Raw genomic sequence first — 3,395 nt, forward strand, 5'->3', positions numbered from 1 at the left:
TTCGTAGCCCTCCCACAGCAGGCCGAATTTCCAGAGAGCCTCGGGGTGACGCCACCACTCCGGGCACCACACATGCTCACTGGTATCGGTGACCTGACGTGCGTGATGGGTGGCGAGAAAGCCGTCGACGAACCACCCCAGCGACGGGAAAGCGGGCGCGAATCGGATGCCCCGCAGGATCCCGGCCAGATCCTCCATGGCCAGCGCCGGTTCTGTCTCCCAGTTGGAAGCCTCGGGAGTGTGATAGCGATCGACGCGGGCCTGAGCGGCGCGCACCACCGCCTCGAGGCGGTCGGCGGCAAGGTCCTGACTGGTGATGGGCATTGCGGTCCTTCCTTTCGCCTGAGCGGCATCCGGTCGAGGTGGTGGCCGGTGCCGCCCGACTTGTGCAGCCGAGCGACACCGGGGTCTGTGATGGTTGTGGTCAGGCAGCGGCCAAGCCGCGCTCGGCGAAACGAGCCAGGATGTGCGACCGGACAGCAGCCGCGACCGCAGCTGGGTCGGCGGGCGTATAGCCCTCCTCGGCGGGGCCTCCGCCGCCCTGGGTCTGGATGTCGATCAGCTCGTCGAGCTCGGCGGCCGCGCCGGCGGCGGCCTCGACGTCGTCGCGCATGGAGCTCCACATGGATCGGCCGGGCATCGAGGTCGCGCCCAAGGCCAGGGAAAGCACCGCGTCTACCAGGGCGTCGGCCTGGGTGGTGATGGCGGTGGTGAGGTCGGTGTTGGTCGTGCTCATCGCTGCCGCCCTCGGCTACGTGCCTGGTTCCGTTCGCGTTCGCGTTCCCGCCGCTGCCGGGCTTGGCGCTGCGACTCCATGTCAAGCAGCTGGGCGATCAGCTCGCGGTTGCGTTGGATCATGGCCGGGGCCTGCGCGACCAGCTTCCGGTTGCGCTCGAGGAATTCCGGAGTCAACTCGATGTTGGTGGGTTCCTGCATCGGGGTGGCACCCTTTCCATTTGGGGGTGATGGGCGGATCGGGCATGTTCACGATGTCCGTCCCGCTGACAACACTCTAACAGTTTAAACTGTTAGAAGTCTAGAGATTGTTCGGTGTGTTTGACGAGACCGTGTCCGCAGCGGGTTCACGCCGCTGCGGACTCCGAAATCCCGAAATCCCTTACGAGCGCTTTACAACCGCCTCCAGCAGCTCGAGCAGATCCGCCGGTTCAGGGTCGGCCAACTGCCGCAGCGTGAGCCGGTTGAGGGCCGCAAGGTCACGTGTGCACTCCGGATGTGTCCGCCACCAGGTCAACGCCTGGGCGCGTACCTCGGCCGTGAGCGATTCGCACCACCGGTTGAGGCGGTGGTAGCTCACTGTCGCCTGGCGAAGTAGTGCGCCCTGGCGCCATCTGATCGGCTCCCCCTCGGGTCGGCGATCGCCTGTCTTGGCCCAGGCCACCGGAATCCATTCGTGCCAGCGCCCGACGATCGCGGTCCGGGTGAGCTCATAGGTGAACCCGCCGCCTCCACCGCTGCCGTGGCAATCGTGGAGGTGCTCGATACCGTCAGCCGGATCGGCGATGCAGTGCCCTATGTGCTGGGGCACGCGACGTAGCAGGGCGCGCTCGTCTTCGGTCAGCAGTGGTCTCTTCATGCCACCACCCCCGGGTACTCGTCGTGCGTGCGGCCGTCGAGCTCGCGGCCCGCGGCCTTCTTGCCGACGCGGCGCATGATCTGCCGGTGCCCCATGTCGTCGAGTTCGGGACCGATAAGCAGCTCGGGCAGGTCGAACTGACCGATCCCCAATCCTGCTGGGGCCCAATCGCCGGTCTGCTTATAGAAGAACGGCACGCCCGCGGCAGCGCATTGGTCGCGGACATCGCGCGCCCAGCCTGGATCCATCGGACGTGAGCCGGGTCCGGTTTCGCCGCCGACTACAACCCAGTCGAGATATGTGGGCGGTGCGGTGCCGCGGTCGGCGGCAATTTCGCGTAGGGCGGTGCGGCCGATGTCGGCCAGGGCGGCGCTGTCTCGGGTGGTTGGTCCGTGACCGGGCATCCAGCAAGCGATGCCCGCAGGCGCGAGCCATTCGGGTTTCAGCGTGAGTGGACCGACCAGCGGCTCGGCCGAGATCCAGCGCACTGCTGCTGGGGTGCCGAGAAGTTGGGGGATGCGGAAATCCGCCCACTGCTGGCTCTCAACGCTGACACCCGCCCACACGTTGCGGAGAGGCCAGGACTCGTCCCACCCTTTGCGCCCAAGCACGTCGGCGAAGTTGCGGACTTCCTGCTGGAATTCGGTCGAGGAAAGCAGCGCGCGCATCCGGGCTGGCCGTTTGGTCAGCATTTGGAACGTGTGCTGCGGTGCGCACGCCATGGCGGTGAAGACCTGCGCGATGTAGTCGTCGGGCACCTCGTCGTGAAACAGGTCGGCCATGCTGCACACGAAGATTCGACGCGGCTTACGCCATGTCAGCGGCTTGCGGAGCCGTTCGGGGTGTAGCTGCACGGGCAGTACGGCACCGATTTGATTGCCGTCGAATCGCTTGCGCTGTACCCGCATCGGCATCTGCCGCTCGATGTAGCAGTGCAGACAGCCGGGTGAGATGCGGGTGCAGCCGGTGACCGGGTTCCAGGTCTCCTCGGTCCATTCGATTTTCGTGCTCACTGCTGCTCGCCTTGCTTGCGCAGTTCTTCGAGGAGATCTCCGACCCGGTCGGCGGGCACGAGCACGTCGCGTGCTGCGGTCCCTTCGGGTTTCGGGCCGACGATGCCGGCCTGCTCCATCAGATCCAGTAGGCGCGTGGCCTTGGCGAATCCGATCCGCATTCGGCGTTGCAGCATGCTCACCGCGCCGAACTGCGAGCGGACCACGAGATCGACGGCGCGCAGGAACATGTCGCGGTCGTCGCCGATCTCGTCGGCGTCGAGGTCGACGATGTCGACCTGGGCGTTTTGGTCGATGAGCTCGGCGTCGGCCGCGGTGACGATGTCGGGCAGGCGCTGGTCCCATCCGGTGGACCATTCGCGGCGCTCGTCGCGGTCGCGGTCGAGGAGCTGGCGCGGCATCATCAGGCCGAGAAAGCTTTCGCCGCAACGGATCAGCAGGGCGCGGCTGGCCGAGTGCGCCTCGATGTCGAGGGCCTGGCCGTAGGCGTTGGATGCGGCGCTGAAGCGCGCCATCATCTCACCGCCGACCGACATGTCGGTGAGCCGTGTGGCATCGCTGCCGTGCTGGCGGGCGATGAGTCCGGGGATGGTGCACAGGGTGCCGCCATCGGTGGGCATGCGCGGCACGGTGAGTGCGTGTCCGTCGATCAGGCCGGAGCAGTCGGTGATGGTGATCCGGTTGTTCGTGATGTCCAGGCGCAGCTCGTATTCCGGGGTGTCGCTCTTCTCCTTGCCTGCGGTGAAGATCGCCAGGATGTTCTTGATGTCGGAGGGTGCGATGTCGAC

The 3,395-nt window shown here is 66.5% G+C and carries 6 protein-coding genes; all 6 read right to left on the reverse strand.

Features of this window, described 5'->3' with window-relative positions; all coding sequences use genetic code 11:
* Window positions 1-324: DUF4913 domain-containing protein (locus NP3_RS50885; RefSeq protein WP_245721255.1), on the reverse strand; the 324-nt coding region annotated here is incomplete at its 3' end.
* 100 nt (window positions 325-424) lie between these two features.
* Window positions 425-736, reverse strand: coding sequence for a hypothetical protein (locus tag NP3_RS36390; RefSeq protein WP_063046260.1), 312 nt, complete (start codon window positions 734-736; stop codon window positions 425-427).
* Complete coding sequence (locus NP3_RS36395) at window positions 733-936, reverse strand: hypothetical protein (RefSeq protein ID WP_063046261.1); 204 nt, start codon at window positions 934-936, stop codon at window positions 733-735. The genes NP3_RS36390 and NP3_RS36395 overlap by 4 nt, the downstream gene beginning before the upstream one ends.
* Window positions 937-1,117: 181 nt before the next feature.
* Window positions 1,118-1,594: a hypothetical protein gene (locus NP3_RS36400; protein ID WP_063046262.1), complete on the reverse strand. Its 477-nt coding sequence runs from the start codon at window positions 1,592-1,594 to the stop codon at window positions 1,118-1,120.
* Complete coding sequence (locus NP3_RS36405; protein WP_063046263.1) at window positions 1,591-2,607, reverse strand: phage Gp37/Gp68 family protein; 1,017 nt, start codon at window positions 2,605-2,607, stop codon at window positions 1,591-1,593. The genes NP3_RS36400 and NP3_RS36405 overlap by 4 nt, the downstream gene beginning before the upstream one ends.
* Window positions 2,604-3,395: DNA translocase FtsK (locus NP3_RS36410; RefSeq protein ID WP_281197653.1), on the reverse strand; the 792-nt coding region annotated here is incomplete at its 5' end. The genes NP3_RS36405 and NP3_RS36410, both read right to left, overlap by 4 nt.

Source organism: Nocardia pseudovaccinii NBRC 100343 (assembly GCF_001613225.1).
In the GTDB taxonomy this organism is placed as follows: Bacteria; Actinomycetota; Actinomycetes; order Mycobacteriales; family Mycobacteriaceae; genus Nocardia; species Nocardia pseudovaccinii.

Excerpts from the sequence above, each read along its gene's own strand:
- NP3_RS36390 (WP_063046260.1), bottom strand. The coding sequence starts at position 736 with ATGAGCACGACCAACACCGACCTCACCACCGCCATCACCACCCAGGCC.
- NP3_RS36395 (WP_063046261.1), bottom strand. The coding sequence starts at position 936 with ATGCAGGAACCCACCAACATCGAGTTGACTCCGGAATTCCTCGAGCGC.
- NP3_RS36400 (WP_063046262.1), bottom strand. The coding sequence starts at position 1,594 with ATGAAGAGACCACTGCTGACCGAAGACGAGCGCGCCCTGCTACGTCGC.